Raw genomic sequence first — 20628 nt, forward strand, 5'->3', positions numbered from 1 at the left:
TTCGTCCGCCGGACCCGCACACCGCCGACCGAAGTCACGACGGCCGAGACCGCCACCGCGCGGCCCACGGCCGCACACCATCAGCGAGGCACCGTGAACCAGTCCAGCCCCGAGCAGGCCGCCGACGTCGTGGCCCGGCTGCGCGCCACCTTCCGCACCGGCCGCACCAAGCCCGTCGAGTGGCGCACCGCCCAGCTGCGCCGCCTGCGCGACCTGCTCACGGAGCACCGCGAGGACCTTGCCGCGGCCCTCCACGCCGACCTCGGCAAGAGCGCGCACGAGGCCCACAGCACGGAGATCGACTTCACCGTCCGGGAGATCGACCACACCCTCGACCACCTTGCCGACTGGCTGCGCCCCGAATTCACCGCGGTCCCGGACCACCTCGGCGCCGACGCGACCGCCTGGACGCAGTACGACCCGCTCGGCGTCGTCCTGGTGATCGCCCCCTGGAACTACCCGGTCCAGCTCCTGCTGACCCCGGTCGTCGGCGCGCTGGCGGCGGGCAACGCGGTGGTGGCCAAGCCGAGCGAGCTGGCCCCCGCGACCTCCGCCGCCGTGGCGCACCTGCTGCCCGCCTACCTCGACACGGACACGGTCGCCGTCCTCGAGGGCGGCATCCCCGAGACGACGGCCCTGCTCGCCGAGCGCTTCGACCACATCTTCTACACCGGCAACGGCGCCGTCGGCCGCATCGTGATGCGGGCCGCCGCCGAGCACTTGACCCCGGTCGCCCTCGAACTCGGCGGCAAATCACCGGCGTTCGTAGACCGCGGCACCGATCTCGCCGTGGTCGCCGACCGGTTGGCGCGCGGAAAGTTCCTCAACGCCGGCCAGACCTGCGTCGCCCCCGACTACGTCCTCACCGACCCGGAAACGGCCACCGCCCTGGAGTCCGCGCTCGCCCGCGCCGTAGTGGACCTGTACGGCACCGATCCGTCGGCCTCCGGCGAGTACGGACGCATCGTCAACGAACGCCACGTCGACCGGCTCACCGGACTGCTCGACTCGGGCCGCGTCGTGGTCGGCGGCACCAACGACCGTACGACGAAGTACTTCGCGCCGACCGTTCTGGCCGATGTGGACCCCAAGTCACCCGTCATGCAGGAGGAGATCTTCGGTCCGATCCTGCCGATCGTGACGGTCCCCGACCTGGACGCGGCGATCGACTTCATCAACGACCGCGACAAGCCGCTCGCCCTCTACACCTTCACGGACTCCGGCGACACCCGGGCCCGGATCGCCGCCGAGACCTCCTCCGGCGGCCTCGGCCACGGCCTTCCGATCGCCCATCTCACCGTCCCCGACCTGCCGTTCGGCGGTGTGGGGGAGAGCGGGACGGGCAACTACCACGGCCGCTGCTCGGTCGAGACGTTCAGTCACCGCAAGGCGGTGCTGGAGAAGTCGCTGGGCCGATCCGGCGGGAATTCGGCGTCTTAACTCGATGCCGGCCAGTCGGTGTACCGAATTCGGCGCAGGTCGAGAACATCACCGATGGTGCTCCACTCGTCTTTTCCGAGACGTGCCAGGGGCCGCAGCCGAGTGATTTCCGGGTGGCCGTTCTCCAGCGCGGCTTCGTCGATCGCGATATGTACCACCCGTCCGAATACCACCGTGGAGTCACCCAGCCGAAGGGTGCTGTGGAGTTCGCATTCCAGCGCCGCGGGGGAGCGGGCGACCCGTGGTGCCTTCACCCGCGCACTGGCCTCGCGCGCCATTCCCACGGCGTCGAACTCGCTGACACCGTGCGGGAAGTCGGTGGCGGTCCTGTTCACCTCGTCGACAAGCGGTTCCGGAGCGAGGTTGACCACGAACTGTCCGGTGGCCTCGACATTGCGCAGCGAGTCCTTACGGCCGACCGACGTGAACTGCACGATGGGCGGCGTGACGGACGAGATCGTGAAGAATGAGTGCGGAGCGAGATTGTCGACGCCGTCGGCGGAGACGGTCGAAACCCAGGCGATGGGACGCGGAACGACGGTCGACGTGAGCAGTCGATAAACCGCGATGGGTTCGAGCTGGGCCGGGTTGTATTCAGTGCGCATACCAGCGATATATCAGATGCCCGTGTGGCGCCGTGCCGCTGTCCCGGCGGTTCCGGCCCGACACCACGTCCGTGAGAAAGAACTGTGCGCCGACGCGAAAACGGGGCGGCACCGCTGGGTCCGAGCCCCACCGCGAGGCTCACCGTCTCCGTACATGAAGACGGTCCGGACCATTGCCACGTGTACCTGGCGGTTCTACGCTCGCACGGTCCCACTCATGAACTGCGTTCACATGTATGATCGGAGTCGCCTGGTGAGTGCACCGATGAGATCCCTGGTGAGTGCGAGACCCCGACTGGGTGTCCTGCTCGCGGCGGTGGCCACGCTGACCGCCGTGTTCGTCCCCTCCGCCGCCGCGCACCCGTTGTCGGCCGCCCCCGACACCGCCGTCCTCGACGGCGCCCGCCTCCAGCAGACCAAGCTCCGCCTGGACCACGGCGACCCCCAACTCGGGCGCGCACTCGGGAACTTGGCGACGCGCGCCGACAACTGGCTCAACCAGGGCCCCTGGACGGTCGTGGACAAACCAAAGCCCGCGCCCGGCGGCGATGTTCACGACTACCTGAGCCAGGCCCCGTACTGGTGGCCCACGACCACCCCGACCGCCGACAACCCCTGGGGCTGCCCGTACGTCCAGCGCGACGGTCAGCGCAACCCCGAGGTCGACACGGGCACCGACCGCCAGGACGTCGAGAAGGTCTTCGACTCGACGTACGACCTCGCGCTCGCCTGGTACTACACCGGCGACAAGCGCTACGCGCAGAAGGCCGGCCAGGTCCTGCGCACCTGGTTCCTCGACCCAGCCACGAGGATGAACCCCAACCTGAACCACGCCCAGTTCATCCCCTGCAAGTACGACGGCCGGGCCATCGGCGTCATCGACTTCTCCCAGTCGTACACCAGCGTCCTCGACGCCATCGCGATCCTCGGCGCCGGCGCCCCCGGCTGGACGAAGACCGACCGCACGGCGATGACCAAGTGGAACTCCGACTTCCTCGGCTGGCTGAAGAACAGCGCCTTCGGCAAGGAGGAGGGCGGCGCCGCCAACAACCACGGCACGTTCTACGACATGCAGCTCGCCGCCCTCGCCTACGCGACCGGTGACAAGGCGCTGGCCAAGAAGACCGTGCTGGACGCGCGCGCCAAACGCATCGACCCGCAGATCGCGGGCGACGGCAGTCAGCCGCAGGAGCTGGCGCGGACCCGGAGTTGGCACTACTCGACCTTCGACCTGGTCGCGTACAGCCGGCTCGCGGCCATCGGCCGGCATGTCGGTGTGAACCTGTGGAGCTATCAAGGCCCGGAGGGGCAGGGCCTGTTGAAGGCCGTGGACTATCTGCTGCCGGCCGCGACCGGAGCCGCCGCGTGGCCGCATCCGGAGCTGGAGTTCTACCGCTACGCGGCGAGCGACATCGTGCACGCGGCGGCCGACGCGGGCGACGCACGCGCCAGCGCCGCCGTACCGAAACTGGAGACACCGCCCGGCGGTGACCTGTGGGCGCTGCGCCCGGCGGCCGAGCAGCTGGACTCGATCGCAGGCTGACCTGCCGCGCGCGCGGCCCGCGCATCGTCGGCGGGCCGGGCCGCGGAGATCCGCGCCTTGCCGTTCGGCCGGGCTGTGGAGATCGGCTCATCGCCGTTCGGCCGGGCTGCGGAGATCCGCCCATCGCCGTCCGGCCGAGCAGCTGGACTCGATCACCGGCTGACCGGGCCGCGAAGACCCGCCTGCTGTCGCCCGACTAGCCGGTGAGGGTCGCCTGTCGTCGGCCGACCGGCCTGCGCAGGCCCGCCTGACCTGGGCCCTCTCGAACAGGGGTTCCTGAGCGGTCGCTTAGAATGGGGTGTCCCCACAGCCTCCACCGCCCCACTCAGCACCGCTCGGGAGCCCCGCCGTGACCGTCGAATCCCCGTCCGCCACCACCCTCACCCACGGCCGGCTCATCCCCGTCACCGTCCACTTCGACGACCTCGACGCCCTCGGCATGCTGCACAACGCCCGCTACCCGCTCCTCGTCGAACGCGCCTGGACCGAGCTGTGGCAGGAGCACGGCGTCCGCTTCGACGGCGACTGGGCGAGCGCCGGCGACGCCTGCAACGTCGTGAAGGAACTGCTGATCAGTTACGAGGCACCGGTCACCAGGCCCGGCACCTACGCCGTCCACCTGTGGCTGGACCGGCTCGGCACCACCGGCCTGACCTACGGTTTCCGGCTCTGCTCGGCGGACGGCTCGACGACGTACGCGACCGGCATCCGCGTGCTGGTCCGGCTGGACGCGGGGACGCTGCGCCCCGCGCCCTGGAGCGAGGACTTCAGAGCTGCCGGTCGGGCACTGCTGCGCTCGGAGCGCTGACCTCCGGGCGGTCCCGGTCCCCGGCGCGCAGCACGCCCGCGAAGGCCGCGAGCCCACCCGCCAACACCGTGACCAGGCAGAACGACACCACCAGGCTCGTCGCCTGCGCGACCCCGCCGATCAGGCTCGGCGCGATCAGTCCCGAGGTGTAGGTGATCGTCGCCACGCCCGCGATGGCCTGGCTCGGGTTGGGTCCGCTGTGACCCGCCGCCGCGAAGCACAGCGGTACGACCACGGCGATGCCCAGACCGAGCAGCGCGAAGCCGCCCATCGCGAGCGCCGGGCTGTCCGCGACGACGATCAGCAGCCCACCGCACACGGCCAGGACCCCGCCCGCGCGGACCGTGCGCACCGAGCCGAAGCGGTTCACCACCGTGTCGCCCACCAGCCGGGCCACCGCCATCGTCAGCATGAAACCGGTCGTCGACGCCGCCGCGAGCCCGGCCGACGTGCCCAACTGGTCGTGCAGATACACCGCCGACCAGTCCAGGCTGGCCCCCTCCGCGAACACCGCGCAGAAGCCCACCGCGCCGATGAGCAGCGCCGACCGGGGCGGCAGTGTGAACCGCGGCGGCGCCTCCTCCTCCGCCCCCGGCTGGATGTCGAGCACCCAACGGCAGGCGGTCACGCCGAGCACGGTGAGGATCAGGGCCGCGATGAGATGGTGCACGCGCGCGTCCGAACCGAGATGCGCGGCCAGGGTGCCGCCCGCCGAACCGATCAGGGCGCCCGCGCTCCACATGCCGTGCAGGCTCGACATGATCGACTTGTCGAGGAGGCGCTCGATCTCCACGCCGAGCGCGTTCATCGCGACGTCGGCCATACCCGCGCTCGCCCCGTACGTGAACATCGCCAGGCACAGGGTGACCAGGTTCGGCGCGAGGGACGGCAGCACCAGGGACATCGTCCACAGCGAGATCAGCCCGCGCAGCGCCGTACGACTGCCGAAGCGATGTGTGATCCAACCGGCCAGCGGCATCGAGCAGGAGGCGCCGAACGCGCCGAAGGCGAGCGCGAAACCGAGCCAGCCGGCGGCGACATGCGCATGCTCCTGGATCCACGGCACCCGGGTCGCGAACGAGCCGGTGACCGCGCCGTGCACGGTGAAGACGGCCGCCACGGCGTACCGGGCGCGCTTCACCTCGTGTCGGTCGTAGACCACTTCGCTCATTCTCCGGCCCCTCCTGCTGTTCGGATCCCGACCCCGATGTCGGTCCCCGTCCCCACTCGCGTCGCGTAAACTATCAGGAACCCTGCCTGATAGATAGAGAATTACCGGCCGCCCGCCGCGCCCCCTCGATCTGGGAGGATTCCCGGCATGCCCGCATCCCCGAGCACCGCCCGGGCCATCAACGACCGGCTCGCCCTGCGTCTCCTGCAGCGCGAAGGCCCGCTGACGGCAGGGCAGTTGAAGCAGCTCACCGGACTGTCCCGGCCCACCGTCGCCGACCTCGTCGAACGCCTCACGGCCTCCGGACTGATCGAGATGGTCGGCGAGTCGGGGGCCCAACGGCGCGGTCCGAACGCCCGGTTGTATGGCATCGTCGGCGACCGCGCCCATCTGGCCGCGCTGGACGTCCGCCTGGAGAGCGTCTCCGTGCTCGTCTCCGACCTGGTCGGCCGGGTCCTCGCCGAGGCGTCCGTGCCGATCGACGCCGACGCCGGGACGGGCCCGGCGGTGGAGCAGGCCGTCGCGCTGGTGGAGCGGGCGGTGAAGGAGGCGGGGGCGCGGGCAACTGGCCCTGGGGCCACGGGAGTTCAGCGCCGAGAGCCCGTGCGCGAGCCTGAGCCCGTGCGTGAGTGGGGGAGCCTGCACACCGTCGGCATCGGCGCACCCGGTCTGATCGACCCGGCCACGGGTGAACTCCGCGACACCACCGGCCTGCCCGCGTGGCACCGCAGCCTGGTGGCCGCCCTCCAGGAACGGCTGCCCGACGCCCGCGTCGTCGTCGAGAACGAGACCAACCTCGCGGCCCTGGCGGAGATGCGCGACGGCGCGGCCCGGGACCGGGACACCTTCGTCCTCCTCTGGCTGGACATGGGCATCGGCGCCGCGGTGGTCCTGGACGGGGCACTGCGCAGGGGGGCGTCGGGCGGCGCGGGCGAACTCGGCTTCCTGCCGGTGCCGGGCACGCGCGGACTCCCGTCGGCGACGGACTGCGAAGGGGGCTTCCATTCACTGGCCGGTGCGGCGGCGGTGCTCGAACTGGCCCGGGAATGCGGGGTGTTGGGCGTCGGAGCCGCGGGGGAGCGGGCGACCGCGCCGGAGGTCGTGCGGTGGGCGGTCGCGACTGTGGCCGACGGGGATGCCGAGGCCGTGCGGCCGGACGCCCCGCGAGGCGCCCCCGCTCCCCGGAAGACGGACGCCCGCGCCGCTCGCCTCCTGGACACCCTCGCCGATCGCCTCGCCCTCGGTGTCGCGTCCGTCGTCGCGCTGCTGGACCCCGGATGCGTGGTCCTCGGCGGCGAGGTCGGGCAGGCCGGCGGTGACGAACTCGCCGTACGCGTGGCCGAACGGATCGCCGGTATGTCACCGCTGCCCGTGGAGGTGCGCCCCAGCCTCCTCGGCGATACGGCCGTTCTGCGCGGTGCGCTGCTGACGGCACAGGACGGCGCGCAGGACGAGCTGTTCGGCTGAGAGGCCCGGCGGTGGGCAAGGGCCGTCGTCACCACCGCCGGACCGGTTCATGGGATCCGCCTGGAGTCCGTGATCCAGAAAGGACTAGACCAGATGATCCAGCAGGTGAGGGCCTGTTGAGAAGTCCATCGACGCTCTCTGTGAGCCAGCCCACACGCTTCACCTGGATGGACCCTTGCCGGGCGTGGCACACTTGCCGTGTACCAGAAGCAGCGCACTCCGGGGTCGGTGAAAGTCCGAACCGGCGGTTACAGTCCGCGACCCGTCCGCTTCCAGCGGCCGGTTGACCAGGTGAAATTCCTGGACCGACGGTTAAAGTCCGGATGGGAGGCAGTGCGCGGCGGGCGGGCATTCGTGCGCGCCGCCGTATCGGCTCGTCCTGTGTGGACGGGTTCTGTCCGGCGTCGTCCTCGGTGCTCCCGTTCGTTTCATTCTGTCGTCTTCGACAGGCCCCGGAGTCCGTGCCCCGATGTGGCAGGAGGACCCGGGAAGTGTTCACCGGAATCGTCGAAGAGCTGGGTGAGGTCACCGCCGTCGAGAGTCTCGACGACGCCTCTCGCTTTCGTCTGCGCGGCCCGATCGTCACCGAGGGCGCGAAGCACGGCGACTCCATCGCCGTGAACGGCGTCTGTCTCACCGTCGTCGAGCACGAGGGCGACGAGTTCACCGCCGACGTCATGGCCGAGACCCTGAACCGCTCCAGTCTCGGCATCCTCGCCGTGGGCTCCCGCGTCAACCTCGAACGCCCCATGGCCCTCGGCGCCCGCCTCGGCGGACACATCGTGCAGGGCCATGTCGACGGCACCGGCGCGGTGTTGGAGCGCAAGCCGTCCGAGAACTGGGAGCTCGTCAAGATCTCGCTCTCCGCCGACCTCACGCGCTATGTCGTCGAGAAGGGCTCCATCACCGTCGACGGCATCAGCCTCACCGTCGTCGACGCGGGCCCCGACTACTTCACGGTCAGCCTCATCCCCACCACCCTCGACCTGACCACGCTCGGCCTCAAGCAGCCCGGCGACCCGGTCAACCTCGAAGTGGACGTCATCGCCAAGTACGTCGAGCGGCTCATCGGCTCGCGCGAGGTGACCCCGTGAACTGGCTCAACTCCGAGGCCTTCGTCCTGTTCGGCCAGCACATCAAGTGGTCGGACATGATCGGCAACGTCGTCGGCCTGATCGCTCTGGCCTTCGGCTGGCGGCGGTCGATCTGGAGCTGGCCCACCCAGTTCGTCTCCGGCGTGATCCTGTTCGCCGCCTTCGCCACCGCCCACCTCTCCGGCAGCGCCGGCAAGCAGGTCGTCGTCATGGTCGTCGCGGTCTACGGCTGGTGGCAGTGGAACCGTGGCAGGGGCGGCTCCGCCGACGGTCACATCACCCCCCGCTTCGCCACCTGGCGCGAGCGCGCGATCCTCGTCGGCTCCGCCGCCGTGGGAACGGTCGCGGTCGCCGCCCTCTTCAAGGCGTACCCGTCCCTCTCCTGGGACCCGTGGCCCGACGCCTACATCTTCGTCGGCACGATCGTCGCCATGTACGCCCAGGCCCGCGGCATGGTCGAGTTCTGGTTCGCCTGGCTCCTCGTCGACCTGGTCGGCGTCCCCCTCAACTTCGCCAACGGCTTCGCGTTCTCCGGCTTCGTCTACGTCATCTACGGCGCACTCGTCCTGTGGGGCATGCGCGACTGGTGGCTGCGCTCCCGCAAGGCCCCGCAGCCCGTCCTGGAAGGAGCGCCGGCATGACAGCGGCACCAATCCTGTACAGCACCGACGGTTTCGAGGACTTCTCGCTCGACCCGGTCGAGCAGGCCATCGCCGACATCGCGGCCGGCCGCCCGGTCGTGGTCGTCGACGACGAGGACCGCGAGAACGAGGGGGACCTCGTCATCGCCGCCGAGAAGGCCACCCCCGAGATCGTCGCCTTCATGATGAGCGAGTGCCGAGGCCTCATCTGCGCGCCCATGGAGGGCGACGAGCTGGACCGGCTCCGGCTCCCGCAGATGGTCGAGGACAACACCGAGTCGATGAAGACCGCGTTCACCGTCTCCGTGGACGCGTCCGCGGCCCACGGTGTGACCACCGGCATCTCGGCCGCCGACCGCGCGACCACGCTCCGGCTCCTCGCGAGCGGCACCACCGAGGCCGACGACTTCGTCCGCCCCGGCCACATCTTCCCGCTGCGCGCCCGGTCCGGCGGAGTGCTGGTCCGCAACGGCCACACCGAGGCCGCCGTCGACCTCGCCCGCCTCGCGGGGCTGCGCGCGGCCGGCGCGATCGTCGAGATCGCCGGCGAGGACGGCCGGATGCTCCGCCTCCCCGAACTGATCCCCTTCGCCCGCAAGCACGGCCTGACGATCATCTCCATCGAGGACCTGATCGCCTACCGCCAGACCGCCGAACCCACCGTCCGGCGCGAGGCCGAGGTCCAACTCCCCACCCGCCACGGCCAGTTCACCGCCTACGGCTACCGCTCCACCGTCGACGGCGTCGAGCACGTCGCCCTCGTCCACGGCGAGATCGGCGACGGCGAGGACGTCCTCGTCCGTGTCCACTCCGAGTGCCTCACCGGCGACGTCTTCCACTCCCAGCGCTGCGACTGCGGCCCCCAGCTGGAAGCCTCCCTGGAGCGCATCCAGGAAGAGGGCAGGGGAGTGGTCGTCTACCTGCGGGGCCACGAAGGACGCGGCATCGGCCTGCTCTCCAAGCTCCGGGCGTACGAACTCCAGGAGCGCGGCCGGGACACCCTCGACGCCAATCTCGAACTCGGCCTGCCCGCCGACGCCCGGGACTACGGCGCCGGCGCGCAGATCCTGGAGGACCTCGGTGTCCGCAGCCTGCGCCTGATGACCAACAACCCAGACAAGACCGACGCGCTCGTCCGGCACGGCCTCAAGGTCACTCGCCGGGAGCCGATGCCGATGCAGGCGGGCGAGCACAACCTCCGCTACCTGCGCACCAAGCGGGACCGCATGGGCCACGACCTGCCCTGGCTGGACACGGCCCCCGTGTCCACCTGCGGCAACCAGTAAGACACCTTCAGAAGTCACCGAGGAGACAAGAGAACGTGAGCGGCAAGGGCGCACCGGAACTGTCCGTACGCAACGTCGGAGACCTGCGGGTCGCCGTCATCGCGGCGCAGTGGCACGAAAAGGTGATGGACGGTCTGGTGGACGGCGCCCTGCGCGCCCTGCACGACCTGGGGATCGACGAGCCGACCCTGCTCCGGGTCCCCGGCAGCTGGGAACTCCCGGTCGTGGCAAAGGTGTTGGCGGGCCGGGGCTACGACGCGATCGTCGCCCTCGGTGTCGTCATCCGGGGCGGCACCCCGCACTTCGAGTACGTGTGCCAGGGCGTCGTCCAGGGCCTCACCCAGGTCTCCGTCGAGACCGGCGTCCCCGTCGGCATGGGCGTCCTGACCTGCGACACCGAGGAGCAGGCCCTGGACCGGGCAGGCCTGGAGGGCTCCAACGAGGACAAGGGGCACGAGGCGGTGACGGCGGCCGTGGCGACGGCGGCCACCCTCCGCTCAGTATCTGAACCCTGGCGATGAGGTGTGCCCGCAACTCTGTAGTGTTGGGACATCATGTCCAATAAGACGTTCGAGGAGCTCTTCACCGAGCTCCAGCAGAAGGCCGCCACCGGCGACCCCGCCACTTCCCGCACCGCAGAGCTGGTCGGCAAGGGTGTCCATGCCATCGGCAAGAAGGTCGTCGAAGAGGCCGCCGAGGTCTGGATGGCCGCCGAGTACGAGGGCAAGGAGGCGGCCGCCGAGGAGATCTCGCAGCTGCTCTACCACGTCCAGGTGATGATGGTCGCCCGCGGAATCTCGCTGGACGACGTCTACGCCCACCTGTAAAACACAGTTCCGACACTTCACCCCATTTCACGCGAAGGAAGCCGACCTCATGCTGCGCATCGCCGTCCCCAACAAGGGTTCCCTGTCAGGACCTGCGGCGGACATGCTGCATGAGGCCGGCTACCAGCAGCGCCGGGAGTCCAAGGAACTGCGGATCGTCGACCCGGTCAACGAGGTCGAGTTCTTCTACCTCCGCCCCCGCGACATCGCGATCTACGTCTCCTCCGGCCGCCTCGACATCGGCATCACCGGACGCGACCTGCTCATCGACTCCGCCGCGAGCGCCGAGGAGATCCTCCCGCTCGGCTTCGCCCGTTCCACGTTCCGCTTCGCCTCCAAGCCCGGCGCGGCCAGCAGCGTGGAGGACCTCAAGGGCAAGACGGTCGCCACTTCGTACGAGGGCATCGTCGCGGGGCACCTCGCCGACAACGGCATCGACGCCTCCGTCGTCCACCTCGACGGCGCTGTCGAGACCGCCATCGAACTCGGTGTGGCCGAGGTCATCGCGGACGTCGTCGAGACCGGCACCAGCCTGCGCAACGCGGGCCTGGAGGTCTTCGGCGAGCCCATCATGAAGTCCGAGGCCGTCGTCATCCGCCGCAAGGGCGCCGAGGTCGATGAGCCCAAGGTCCAGCAGTTCCTGCGCCGCCTCCAGGGCGTCCTGGTCGCCCGGACGTACGTGATGATGGACTACGACTGCCGGGTCGAGCAGCTCGAGAAGGCCGTCGCGCTCACCCCCGGCCTGGAGTCCCCGACCGTCTCCCCGCTGCACAACGAGGGCTGGGTCGCCGTCCGCGCGATGGTCCCCGCCAAGGAAGCGCAGCGGATCATGGACGACCTGTACGACATCGGCGCCCGGGCCATCCTGACGACGGCCATCCACGCCTGCCGGCTCTGAGAAACACACCGAGGAATACGTCGAGGAACAGGCCGAGGACCACACCGACCATGTCCGAACTCCCCGCCCTGCCGGTCACGTTCCGGCCGGGCCGCACCCGTGCCGTACTGCTCACCGCGGGCGCCGCGATCTTCGTCGTCATCACGACCGTCGCGCTGCTCCTGGAGCAGCTCGGCCCGGGGGAGAAGCTCAGCTTCGTCCTCACCGGTGCCCTCCTCTTCGGAGTGCTGGCCGTGCTCGCCCGGGTGAAGGTCGTCGCCGACGAGACCGGTGTCACCGTCGTCAACATCGCCGGCAGGCGCCGTCTGGAGTGGGCCGAGATCCTCCAGGTGAACCTGCGGCCCGGCGACCCCTGGGTTTTCCTCAACCTCAGCGACGGCACCAGCCTCCCCGTGCTCGGCATCCAGCCCGGCATCGCCAAGGAGCGGGCCATCGCCGATGCGCGCACTCTGCGGGCGCTCGCCGAGGCCCACTCGACAAGGGATCTGCCGTAGATGGCCATGTCTTGATTAATCTGTTGTCGGTGGCGTTTTTCCTCGCACCTCCGTCACCGGTGTTCCCCCCTGTCTTCCGAGGCCCCCTGCTACCCGAGGAGTGACTCCCTCCAGCGATGGACGGATCGTCCTGTAGTACCTGCGCCGCCCCCTCCCGGCATATCGAGGCGGCGGCATGACCATCCCCTTGCTGCTCCTCGGAGCGGCGATCCTGCTGATTCTGGCCAACGGCTTCTTCGTCGCGGCCGAGTTCGGGCTCGTCACCGTGGAGCGCCCCGAGGCCGAGAAGGCCGCCGCCGAGGGCGACCGACGGGCCGCCACGGTCGTCGAGTCGCTCAAGGAGCTGTCCTTCCAGCTCTCCGGCACCCAGCTCGGCATCACCATCACCTCCCTGGTCGTCGGCATGCTCGCCGAACCGGCCCTGGCGGAACTGCTGCACGGCCCGTTCAGCGCGATCGGCATCCCCGAAGGCGCCGTCTCCGGTGTCGCCGTGGTCGTCGGCATGCTGCTGGCCTCCGCCGTGCAGATGGTGATCGGCGAGCTCGTGCCCAAGAACTGGGCGGTGTCGCGGCCCCTGCAGGTCGCGCGCTTCGTCGCCGCACCGCAGCACGCCTTCGCCCGCCTGTTCCGCCCGGTGATCGCCGCGCTCAACGCGGTCGCCAACCGGCTCGTCCGCGCCCTGGGCGTCGAGCCCGCCGACGAGCTGGCCTCCGCCCGCACCCCCGGCGAGCTGGTCTCCCTGGCCCGCCACTCCGCGCAGGCCGGCGCCCTGGAACAGGACACGGCCGATCTCTTCGTACGGACCCTGTCGCTGGGCGAGTTGACCGCGCAGCACGTCATGACCCCGCGCGTGAAGGTCAGCGCGCTGCAGTCGTCGGCGACCGCCGAGGACGTGGTCAACCTGACCCGGGCCACCGGTCTGTCCCGCTTCCCCGTCTACCGGGAGAAGATCGATGAGATCGTCGGCATGGTCCACCTCAAGGACGCCCTGGCCGTGCCCGCGCACGCTCGACTCCGCACCTCCGTCACCAGCATCGCCAAGTCCCCGGTGCTGGTCCCCGAGACCCTGCCGGTCCAGCCGCTCCTGGCCCGGCTGCGCAGCGAGCAGCCGATCGCCGTCGTCGTCGACGAGTACGGCGGTACGGCCGGTGTGGTCACCCTGGAGGACATCGTCGAGGAACTCGTCGGCGAGGTCCGCGACGAACACGACGGCCAGGACGTACCCGAACTCGCCGCCGCACCGCCCGAGGACGGCAAACCCGCCTGGGACGCCGACGGCAGCTGCCGCGTCGACATTCTCCAACGCATAGGCCTGGACGTGCCCGAAGGACCGTACGAGACCGTCGCAGGACTCGTCGCCGACCTCCTCGGCCGCATCCCCGCCCCCGGCGACAAGGCCGAACTCCCAGGCTGGCGCCTCTCGGTGCGCCAGGTGGGCCACTACCGCGCCGAACGCGTCCGCCTGGTCCGCACGACTCCCGCGGTGAACGTCATGGAGGCGGCCCGATGACCGTCCTCCAACTCCTCTTCGCCGTCCTGCTGGTGCTCGCCAACGGCTTCTTCGTCGGCGCCGAGTTCGCCCTCGTCTCGGTCCGCCGGAGCCAGATCGAACCCCTCGGCACCGCCCGCGCCCGACAGGTCCTCTACGGCCTGGAGCGGCTCCCGCAGATGATGGCCGCGGCCCAATTCGGGATCACCGTCTGCTCGTTGACGCTGGGCGCGGTGGCCGAACCGACGGTCGCCCATGTGCTGGAACCGGTCTTCGAGTGGATGCACCTGCCCGACGGCATGATCCACCCCCTCGGCTACGTCCTCGCGCTGGCCGCGGTCGTCTTCTTCCACCTGGTCATCGGCGAGATGGTCCCGAAGAACCTCGCGATGGCCGCGCCGGAGAAGGCCGCGATGTGGCTCAGCCCCGGCCTGGTCGCCTTCGCCCGGATCTGCAAGCCGATCACCATCGCCCTCGGCGCCGTCGCCCAGGGCATCCTGCGGCTCTTCCATGTCGAGCCCAAGGACGAGGTCGAGGCCGTCTTCACCAGCGAACAGCTCAACCGCCTGGTGGAGGACTCGGGCCAGGCCGGCCTCCTCGATCCCGAGGAGCAGGAACGACTGGAGGACGCACTGGAGTTGGGCTCCCGCCCGGTCACCGACGTCCTCCTGCGCCGCGAGAACCTGGTCACGGTCAGCCCCTCGGTCACCCCGGGCGAGATCGTCGCCCTCACGGCTCGCACCGGCTATTCCCGCTTCCCGATCGCGGCGGAGACCGGCGCCTTCATGGGCTACCTGCACGTGAAGGACGTACTCGACCTGGAGGAGTCCGAACGGGCGGTCCCGCAACAGATCTGGCGCCCCATGACGACCCTGCGCTCCGAACTCCCCCTGGACGACGCCCTGACAGTCATGCGCCGAGCCGCAACGCACCTGGCCCAGGTGGCCGACGCGTCCGGCAAGGTGCTGGGCTTGGTGGCGATGGAGGACGTATTGGAGCTGTTGGTGGGCGAGGTGACGGACCCGGCTCACCGGGAAGTCCCCGCTCAACCGCGCACGACGGAACTGAAGCAGACGGTACCCAGCTGACGCCGGATCCCCGTGCCCAGCTCAGGGGTGCGGGGCTGTATCGATGTGCGGCTCCGCCGCGTGGGCGCGACCAGCCCTCACGGCGTCGCAGCCGCGAGTCAACCGATCCGACCGGGCTGTTGCGCTCTGTTCACATCCCCGGCGGATCCTGAGGCCCCCGCCCGGACAACACCTCTCCATACGCCTGCATCAGATCCGGCAACCGCAGAGTCGACAGATCATCCCGCGACAACATCCCGGGATACACCGAGAGCCGCAGATCCCGATACGCGCAGCTCTTCTCGTACAGAGTCCGCAGGAACCGCCCGTTCCCCAGCTCGTCGATCCACCCCTGATCCACCACATGCCCGGCGATGGACCGCAGCTCGTCCAAGGCCTCCTCGTCCCACACGTCCCCGTTCTCCGCGGCCAACACCTCCCCGATGGAGGTGAGTTCAAGGGGACGGTACGAGGGGAAGTCGACGCGAGTCGTGAAGCGGGACGACAGCCCGGGGTTCGCGGCCAGCAGCCGGTCCATGCCCTCGGGGTAGCCGGCCAGTATCACCACGAGGTGGTCGCGGTTGTCCTCGGCCCGCTTCAGCAGCACCTGCAAGGCCTCGTCGCCGTACGCGTCGCCCTTGCCGTAACCGGAGTTGGAGAGCGAGTAGGCCTCGTCGACGAAGAGCACGCCACCGATCGCCGAGTCGATCAACTCGTTGGCCTTCACGGCCGTTTGACCGAGATACTCGCCGACGAGATCGGCCCGCTGCGCCTCGACGAGATGGTCACCGCCGAGCAGCCCGAGAGCGTAGAAGACGCGGCCGAGTATGCGGGCCACCGTGGTCTTGCCGGTGCCCGAGGGACCGGAGAAGACGAAGTGCCGTTTCGGCGGCTGGACCGGCAGCCCCTGCCCGGCACGCAGCCGAGCCATGTTCAACTGGGCGGACAGCGCCTTGACTTGGCGCTTCACCGGCTCCAACCCCACCATGCGCTCCAGCTCGTTGAGCGCCTCCTCCAATAAGACGGGGTCGGTGGGCCCGGTGGGCAGCGGCGGGACGGGCACCGAGGTCTTCTCGCGCACCGAGTCGGCGGCCGAGGGCAGCGGACCGGTCGGCGGAAGACCGGGCTCCGACAGCTTCAGGTCGCGCCCCTCCGCGCCGAACAGCGGATCGAGCCCGTCGGGGCTCTCCAAGGCGTCCTGCCCGCCGGAGAGCGTGATCGCCGCGAGGTCGGTCACGTCCTCGGAGCCGTCGTACCCGTCGGAGTCGGTGATCGCGGCGAGCCGCGCCGAGGTGTCCATGAACGCGGGGTCGACGCGGTGCACCGCCCGGTACAGGGGGAGCGCGGCGGCGCTGCGGCCGGTGCCCTCGTGGGCCCGCGCCAGCCAGTACCGCAGCTCCTTGCGCTGCGGCTGTTCGCTGCGACAGCGCATCAGCGCGGAGGACAGCAGCGGCTCGGCCTGGCCGTACATCTCAAGCCGCACCCGGGCCATCCCGCCGAACAACCCGGCCTCGATGCCCAGGAGTTGGTCGTTCAGCAGCGGATCGGTGTGCCGGACCAGCTGCTCCCAGTCCTTGACCAGATAGGCGCGGCAGGCGTGCAGGAAGCGGACCTGGTGGTCGGTGTCGACGGGCGGCAGTCCGGCCAACGCGCGGTCCAGCTCGGGCACATGGCGGCCGTCCAGCCAGTGCGAGGCGTGCGCGAGCAGCAGATCACGCGGGCTCTCCAGCACGGGCTGGACCCACCAGCCGAGCCAGTACCAGGAGTTGAGCGTCCGGCGGTGTCTGGTGCGCTGTTCCCCGAAGCGTTCCCGGTGCCGGTACATCCGCAGCAGCGCGGTGGTCGTGTCGACGCGCAGCGCGTGCAGTCCGAGCCAGCCGTCGGCCATCCCGGGATCCATCCGTACCGCGGTGCGGAACTCCTCCTCCGCCTGCGGATAAGCGCCCATCGTGTAGGCGTCCACGCCTCGCAGCCACGCGAGGTCGGCCGGGGCCTCGGGGCCCTGCGTGCCGAAGTCCATCACGTCCCCCCACAAACCGTGCCCCCGTTGATTCACCGCCGGGCCGGCGCCCGTCGGCAGTCTGGGTCGAACTGCTGTGCCGCGGACGGGAGTTGCCGTGGTGCGCGAAGCAGCCGTCCGTTGGTCGCACCCTGGGCATCGTACCTGCGGGGCAGTCGCCCATCGAAGGGTGCCGCACAGGCCGTTTGGCGAGGTGGGAGCAGATGGGGCGCACTCGGGCCGGTGACCCAGGGTGAGCAAATCACGGCTCGTAGCGGCCGGAAAAGAGACTGAGAGCAGAACGAAGCCCCCGATCACGGGGGAACAACCGGGGGCTTCGCGACTCTGGGCGGCTCCGAACGGCCGCACATTCAGAACGTAAGACCTGTACGGCCCCTGGGTCAAGCCGAGTTGAGGCACTCAAGCAAGTTCGCGCATGACGCTCTTCACAAGTTCAGCACACTGCGGGCGGTTCGTCACCGTGGGTGATTTCGTGGTCCGGTCCAATCGTCCCGGAGGGCCCCGCCAGCACCTCGTACCCCTTCAGCAACTGCCGTACCAGGAAGTCCGCGTACGGTCGCGAAGGGTCCTCGGTGAAGTGCTCGCGTTCCGCCTCGACCCACCCGTCCCAGAAGTCCCGTTGCTCACTCCCGTCCCGCAGTCGCCCTCGTGCCCAGGACTCCTCCCGGGGCAGCTCCATCCACAGCAGCCGCGCGAGAAACGGTCGTACCGCCCGGCGTCCGGCGCCGACACCCTCGATCAGGACCACGGGCGCGGTCGGCAGCGTGCGGGGTGTTCCGAAGCGTCGGGTGTGCCAGTCGTAGGGGGCGTAGTGGGCGGTCCCGCCGTGGCCGAGTGGTGTGATCACCTGGCTCAGCAGCCGGTCGGTCCAGCCGAACAGCTCGTCGTGGGTGGCGAGGTCGTCCAGGTGCAGCACGGGCGCACCGCCCAGGGCCGCGGCCAGCCGCCCGGCGAACGTGGACTTCCCGGAGCCCGCGTGCCCGTCGACACCGACGAGCCGGACCGGGCCGCAGGACGGGGGCAGGCGGCTGAGCCGGTGGGCGAGGTCGTGCATGAGGGGTCCCGGGGGTCGTGGGCCGATGCCGCAGGTCGCCCCGGCATTCTACGGAGCGGCGGGCTGCGCCCCAGGTCATGCCGGTGGTCGATGCCAGTGGTCGAGACCAATATTGGTGGGCGTGACATGGCTCGCGGTGCTGGCAGGGGCGCGCCGTCGACGTACATAGTTGGCGCACGACCGTGCAGTGGATCTGTCCCGACTCGGAACGCCTGGGGGTCTTCCGCATATGAGCAGAGCCGAACATCCGTCCCGCAGAAACGTCCTGGCCGCGGCGGTCGGCGCCGCCGTGGTGAGCGGCACGGGCCCCGCGGCCGCCGACACCACGACCGTCACCGACGCCGCCGATTCCGAACGCGGCCCGACCCCCACGGTCGACAACCACGCGTGGACCACCTACGACGACTGGTGCCGCGGTGCCGCCCAGGGCACCCGGGCCGTCCCGGGCCTCCGCCCCGGTCTCGTCATCGGGGCCGCCCTCGGCGGCGTCGACTACACGGACCCGCACACCGGCAGGACCGCGAGCTGGGAGTACGCGACCTGGACGTCCCCCGTCCACAAGCTCTCCGTCCCCGCGACGGAGGCCATCGCCTCCTGGAACGCGCACACCCCCGCCGGCACCTGGATCCAGATCGAGCTGCGCGGGACGTACTCCGACGGCACGGACACCCCCTGGTACGTGATGGGCCGCTGGGCCGCCGACGACCAGGACATCAAGCGGACCTCCGTCGACAACCAGAAGGACGGCAGGTCCGCCGTCTGGACGGACACCTTCGCGATCGACGACGCGACCACGGGCCTGCGCCTGGCGTCGTACCGGCTGCGCCTGACCCTCTACCGCAAGCCCGGCACCGAGCTCACCCCCACCGTCCGGCGGCTCGGCGCGATGGGCTCGGACGTCCCGGACCGCTTCACCGTCCCGGCCTCGACGCCCGGACTCGACCGGGAGCTGATCGTCCCGCGCTACTCGCAGGAGATCCACATCGGCCAGTACGCGGAGTACGACAACGGCGGCGAGGCCTGGTGCAGCCCCACCTCCTCGCAGATGATCATCGAGTACTGGGGCGGCCGGCTCACCCCGGAGCAGCTGGCCTGGGTCGACCCGGGCTACACCGACCCGCAGGTCGACAACGCGGCCCGCTTCACCTACGACTACCAGTACCAGGGCTGCGGCAACTGGCCGTTCAACGCCGCCTACGCGGCGACGTACCAGGACCTCCAGGGCGTGGTCACCCGGCTCGGCTCGCTCACCGACCTGGAGACACTGATCGCGGCGGGCATCCCGGCCATAACGTCACAGTCGTTCCTCAGCAGCGAGCTGACCGGCGCGGGGTACGGCACCGCCGGCCATCTGATGACCGTGATCGGCTTCACCGCCACCGGCGACGTGATCGCCAACGACCCCAACTCGCCCAGCGATCCGGCCGTCCGGCGCGTCTACAAGCGCCGTGAGTTCGAGAACATCTGGCTGCGCACCAAGCGGTACAACGCCTCCGGCAAGCTCTCCTCCGGTACCGGCGGCGTCTGTTACCTCTACTTCCCGGCGCAGCCGACCGCCCGCCAGCGCACCGCACTCGCGGCGGTGGGCGTGCGCTGACCGTGCCGCTGTGACCAAGGTCTCCGGCACGGAAGGCGATATGGATGGCAAGGTGGACAGAACGGGGGAGTCCACCGCACATCCGACCTCTGTGAGCCACCATGACCGCACACTCGGCCGGCGCCGCGCGCGCCCGCACCCGCACCGGCGGCCCCAAGGGCGACGGCCCGAAGATCGTCGAACACGTCATGGGCTGGACCCTCGTCGTGGTGATCGCGATGCTCGTGACTCAAATCGGCCTGCTGTGACCTGGCGCATGCTTGACCTGCCATACTGCGGTTGACCAAGCCCAGTTGGAGAGCCAGAGTCGAAATTGGAAATCAGTCAGCAGCGTGACGTCGTACGTCCCCGGGCGCGCGGTACCGAGCGTTCCCTGGCGCGCCGCGCCGAACTCATCGCCATTGGCCGGAAGTTGTTCGCCGACACGTCCTACGACGCGCTGTCCATGGACGACATCGCGCGGCAGGCCCATGTCGCCAAAGGGCTGATCTACTACTACTTCCAGTCCAAGCGCGGCTACTACCTGGCGATCATCAACGACTCCGTCGCCGACCTGGTCACCTTCGCGGCGAGCGGCTACGAACTGCCCCAACTGGACCGCGTACAACGCACGATGGACAGCTATCTCCGCTGGGCCGAGCACAACCAGGCCGCCTACCGCACCATCGTCAGCGGCGGCGTCGGCTTCGACACCGAGGTGCACGCCATCCGTGACGGAGTGCGCGCCGCCATCGTCGAGACCATCGCCGCCGGGGCCTACGGCCGCAGCGACATCTCCCGCCTCGCGCGCATGGGCCTGTTCGGCTGGGTGTGCAGCGTCGAGGGCGCGACCCTGGAGTGGATCAGCGGCCCCGACCTGTCCCGCGAGACGATGCGCGAACTCCTCGTGAAGACCCTGGGTGGCACCCTGCGCGCCATCGAGGAACTGGACCCGACGTATCCGGCGCCGGCCCCGGCCCGCAGGGACGGCTGAACAGGCGCTCCCGACCAGTTCCGGACGACCGGGTTATTCTCGAAGTAAGCGGTCGTTAACTGGTGACGACAGACCTCCGATCGGGCATACTCACAGCGCAGAGCCGCTGGTCAGCCGCTTCCGAGACCCGGGAGCGGGAGCAGCGGCCGTACCC

General features: G+C 70.1%; 19 protein-coding genes, 1 pseudogene and 1 riboswitch. Of the genes and pseudogenes, 16 read left to right on the forward strand and 4 right to left on the reverse strand.

The features are described 5' to 3' along the window. Positions 1–45: 45 nt before the first annotated feature. Positions 46–1440: pseudogene (locus OH768_RS42830) on the forward strand (aldehyde dehydrogenase family protein); the annotation flags it as partial. Here the strand turns inward: OH768_RS42830 and OH768_RS42835 are convergent. After that, positions 1437–2045, reverse strand: coding sequence for a flavin reductase family protein (locus OH768_RS42835; protein WP_406461918.1), 609 nt, complete (start codon positions 2043–2045; stop codon positions 1437–1439). The pseudogene OH768_RS42830 and the gene OH768_RS42835 overlap by 4 nt on opposite strands. Positions 2046–2322: 277 nt before the next feature. Here OH768_RS42835 and OH768_RS42840 point away from each other — a divergent pair, with 277 nt between their 5' ends. Continuing rightward, positions 2323–3588 carry an alginate lyase family protein gene (locus OH768_RS42840; RefSeq protein WP_406461919.1) on the forward strand — a complete coding sequence of 422 codons (1266 nt, stop codon included), beginning with the start codon at positions 2323–2325 and terminating at the stop codon, positions 3586–3588. A 349-nt stretch (positions 3589–3937) separates the two neighbouring features. Then, complete coding sequence (locus OH768_RS42845; RefSeq protein WP_406461920.1) at positions 3938–4396, forward strand: acyl-CoA thioesterase; 459 nt, start codon at positions 3938–3940, stop codon at positions 4394–4396. Here OH768_RS42845 and OH768_RS42850 read toward each other — a convergent pair. Continuing rightward, positions 4356–5567, reverse strand: a complete 1212-nt coding sequence (locus OH768_RS42850) for an MFS transporter (RefSeq protein WP_406461922.1) — start codon at positions 5565–5567, stop codon at positions 4356–4358. The two genes, OH768_RS42845 and OH768_RS42850, sit on opposite strands and share 41 nt — an antisense overlap. 147 nt (positions 5568–5714) lie before the next feature. Here OH768_RS42850 and OH768_RS42855 point away from each other — a divergent pair, with 147 nt between their 5' ends. The 10 genes from OH768_RS42855 (at position 5715) to OH768_RS42900 (ending at position 14851) form a co-directional block, all read left to right on the forward strand. Next, positions 5715–7034, forward strand: coding sequence for an ROK family transcriptional regulator (locus tag OH768_RS42855; RefSeq protein ID WP_406461924.1), 1320 nt, complete (start codon positions 5715–5717; stop codon positions 7032–7034). 210 nt (positions 7035–7244) lie between these two features. Further along, positions 7245–7375, forward strand: a riboswitch (FMN riboswitch). 150 nt (positions 7376–7525) lie between these two features. After that, a complete protein-coding gene (locus tag OH768_RS42860; protein ID WP_406461926.1) occupies positions 7526–8128 on the forward strand; it encodes a riboflavin synthase in 603 nt (200 codons plus the stop codon). Continuing rightward, positions 8125–8769, forward strand: a complete 645-nt coding sequence (locus OH768_RS42865; RefSeq protein WP_406461928.1) for a nicotinamide riboside transporter PnuC — start codon at positions 8125–8127, stop codon at positions 8767–8769. The genes OH768_RS42860 and OH768_RS42865 overlap by 4 nt, the downstream gene beginning before the upstream one ends. Then, positions 8766–10055: a bifunctional 3,4-dihydroxy-2-butanone-4-phosphate synthase/GTP cyclohydrolase II gene (locus OH768_RS42870; RefSeq protein ID WP_406461929.1), complete on the forward strand. Its 1290-nt coding sequence runs from the start codon at positions 8766–8768 to the stop codon at positions 10053–10055. The genes OH768_RS42865 and OH768_RS42870 overlap by 4 nt, the downstream gene beginning before the upstream one ends. A gap of 35 nt (positions 10056–10090) precedes the next feature. After that, on the forward strand, positions 10091–10576 hold the full coding sequence (gene ribH, locus OH768_RS42875) for a 6,7-dimethyl-8-ribityllumazine synthase (RefSeq protein ID WP_019059681.1): 486 nt from the start codon (positions 10091–10093) through the stop codon (positions 10574–10576). Positions 10577–10609: 33 nt separating this feature from the next. After that, positions 10610–10882, forward strand: a complete 273-nt coding sequence (locus OH768_RS42880) for a phosphoribosyl-ATP diphosphatase (RefSeq protein WP_018534786.1) — start codon at positions 10610–10612, stop codon at positions 10880–10882. 49 nt (positions 10883–10931) lie between these two features. Further along, the gene (gene hisG / locus OH768_RS42885) at positions 10932–11780 is read left to right on the forward strand and encodes an ATP phosphoribosyltransferase (protein ID WP_406461931.1); all 849 of its coding nucleotides are present in this window, start codon (positions 10932–10934) and stop codon (positions 11778–11780) included. Between the two features lie 50 nt (positions 11781–11830). Continuing rightward, positions 11831–12274 (forward strand): PH domain-containing protein, encoded by a 444-nt coding sequence (locus OH768_RS42890; protein WP_406461933.1) that lies wholly within the window; start codon positions 11831–11833, stop codon positions 12272–12274. Positions 12275–12449: 175 nt separating this feature from the next. After that, positions 12450–13784 carry a hemolysin family protein gene (locus OH768_RS42895; RefSeq protein ID WP_406461935.1) on the forward strand — a complete coding sequence of 445 codons (1335 nt, stop codon included), beginning with the start codon at positions 12450–12452 and terminating at the stop codon, positions 13782–13784. Further along, positions 13781–14851, forward strand: coding sequence for a hemolysin family protein (locus OH768_RS42900; RefSeq protein ID WP_406461937.1), 1071 nt, complete (start codon positions 13781–13783; stop codon positions 14849–14851). Before OH768_RS42895 ends, OH768_RS42900 begins: the two co-directional genes overlap by 4 nt. Positions 14852–14981: 130 nt before the next feature. On the opposite strand, the gene OH768_RS42905 is transcribed toward OH768_RS42900, so the two are convergent. Both OH768_RS42905 and OH768_RS42910 read right to left on the reverse strand, forming a co-directional pair. Then, entirely contained in the window at positions 14982–16850 is a 1869-nt protein-coding gene (locus OH768_RS42905; RefSeq protein WP_406461939.1) for an AAA family ATPase, read from the reverse strand. A 433-nt stretch (positions 16851–17283) separates the two neighbouring features. Further along, the gene (locus tag OH768_RS42910; RefSeq protein ID WP_406461941.1) at positions 17284–17904 is read right to left on the reverse strand and encodes a uridine kinase; all 621 of its coding nucleotides are present in this window, start codon (positions 17902–17904) and stop codon (positions 17284–17286) included. A 229-nt stretch (positions 17905–18133) separates the two neighbouring features. Between OH768_RS42910 and OH768_RS42915 the strand changes: the two genes are divergently transcribed. The 3 genes from OH768_RS42915 to OH768_RS42925 all read left to right on the forward strand — a co-directional run bounded on the left by OH768_RS42915 (position 18134) and on the right by OH768_RS42925 (position 20474). Beyond that, positions 18134–19501, forward strand: a complete 1368-nt coding sequence (locus tag OH768_RS42915; protein WP_406461943.1) for a peptidase C39 family protein — start codon at positions 18134–18136, stop codon at positions 19499–19501. Positions 19502–19602: 101 nt separating this feature from the next. Then, positions 19603–19749 (forward strand): SCO1431 family membrane protein, encoded by a 147-nt coding sequence (locus tag OH768_RS42920; protein ID WP_200708868.1) that lies wholly within the window; start codon positions 19603–19605, stop codon positions 19747–19749. A 65-nt stretch (positions 19750–19814) separates the two neighbouring features. Continuing rightward, positions 19815–20474, forward strand: a complete 660-nt coding sequence (locus OH768_RS42925; RefSeq protein WP_388105493.1) for a TetR/AcrR family transcriptional regulator — start codon at positions 19815–19817, stop codon at positions 20472–20474. Positions 20475–20628: the final 154 nt, after the last annotated feature.

This window comes from Streptomyces sp. NBC_01622, from assembly GCF_045209635.1.
Lineage (GTDB): Bacteria > Actinomycetota > Actinomycetes > Streptomycetales > Streptomycetaceae > Streptomyces.

Coding starts and splice junctions, on each gene's coding strand:
- OH768_RS42890 (WP_406461933.1), top strand. CDS start 11,831: ATGTCCGAACTCCCCGCCCTGCCGGTCACGTTCCGGCCGGGCCGCACC.
- OH768_RS42835 (WP_406461918.1), bottom strand. CDS start 2,045: ATGCGCACTGAATACAACCCGGCCCAGCTCGAACCCATCGCGGTTTAT.
- OH768_RS42880 (WP_018534786.1), top strand. CDS start 10,610: ATGTCCAATAAGACGTTCGAGGAGCTCTTCACCGAGCTCCAGCAGAAG.
- OH768_RS42900 (WP_406461937.1), top strand. CDS start 13,781: ATGACCGTCCTCCAACTCCTCTTCGCCGTCCTGCTGGTGCTCGCCAAC.
- OH768_RS42920 (WP_200708868.1), top strand. CDS start 19,603: ATGACCGCACACTCGGCCGGCGCCGCGCGCGCCCGCACCCGCACCGGC.
- OH768_RS42870 (WP_406461929.1), top strand. CDS start 8,766: ATGACAGCGGCACCAATCCTGTACAGCACCGACGGTTTCGAGGACTTC.
- OH768_RS42850 (WP_406461922.1), bottom strand. CDS start 5,567: ATGAGCGAAGTGGTCTACGACCGACACGAGGTGAAGCGCGCCCGGTAC.
- hisG (WP_406461931.1), top strand. CDS start 10,932: ATGCTGCGCATCGCCGTCCCCAACAAGGGTTCCCTGTCAGGACCTGCG.
- OH768_RS42910 (WP_406461941.1), bottom strand. CDS start 17,904: ATGCACGACCTCGCCCACCGGCTCAGCCGCCTGCCCCCGTCCTGCGGC.
- OH768_RS42855 (WP_406461924.1), top strand. CDS start 5,715: ATGCCCGCATCCCCGAGCACCGCCCGGGCCATCAACGACCGGCTCGCC.
- OH768_RS42895 (WP_406461935.1), top strand. CDS start 12,450: ATGACCATCCCCTTGCTGCTCCTCGGAGCGGCGATCCTGCTGATTCTG.
- OH768_RS42905 (WP_406461939.1), bottom strand. CDS start 16,850: ATGGACTTCGGCACGCAGGGCCCCGAGGCCCCGGCCGACCTCGCGTGG.
- OH768_RS42915 (WP_406461943.1), top strand. CDS start 18,134: ATGAGCAGAGCCGAACATCCGTCCCGCAGAAACGTCCTGGCCGCGGCG.